The organism is Acidilobus sp. (assembly GCF_049973875.1).
Classification (GTDB): domain Archaea; phylum Thermoproteota; class Thermoprotei_A; order Sulfolobales; family Acidilobaceae; genus Acidilobus.
Genome location: NZ_JBMFJI010000121.1, coordinates 1 through 513 on the forward strand (window position 1 = coordinate 1; position 513 = coordinate 513).

Annotated in this window: 1 pseudogene; it reads right to left on the bottom strand. The window is 41.3% G+C overall.

Annotated elements, in window-relative coordinates:
* Positions 1-179: 179 nt before the first annotated feature.
* Positions 180-424: pseudogene (locus ACP5H1_RS08625) on the bottom strand (RNA-guided endonuclease TnpB family protein); the annotation flags it as partial.
* Positions 425-513 lie beyond the last annotated feature (89 nt).

Below are 513 nucleotides of genomic sequence, written 5' to 3' on the forward strand. Positions count from 1 at the left end.
CCCCTTAGGCAATAATATGGAGTTAAATTTATATTTATCTTGATAAAAATAAATAAAAATTAAAAATATTTTTAATATTAATTTTTTTACCAGCTTGATATTGTTTGCTCTTACTTTCGTTTCAATCGTCTTAATCTTCATTCATGATCAAGCGTAGGGGCTAAGCCCTCAACCACTTATCAAGACCAGCAGTAGGTCGCTGACCTCCTCCCCTCTTTAAAGGGCGAGGGTTCCCTAAGGGAGATCATAGGTTTGTGATTTACCACCTTCATTTTCATCGTCTCATAGCTAGTGGGTGCGTTTAACACCAACCCTGCTCAACTCGTTTAGCGGTAGACTACCGCTAGATCTTCAGCCCATTACCCCTATCCCTCAACAGGAGTTGCCTTCCACTTCCAGGTCCTAGGGACTCGGGGATATGTATCTGTGTGGAGACACCTAACACACTTGGTATGCCCGTTATGGGCTTCCCCGCACACCTTATTGTTTTCACAATACCTTAACATATTTCAT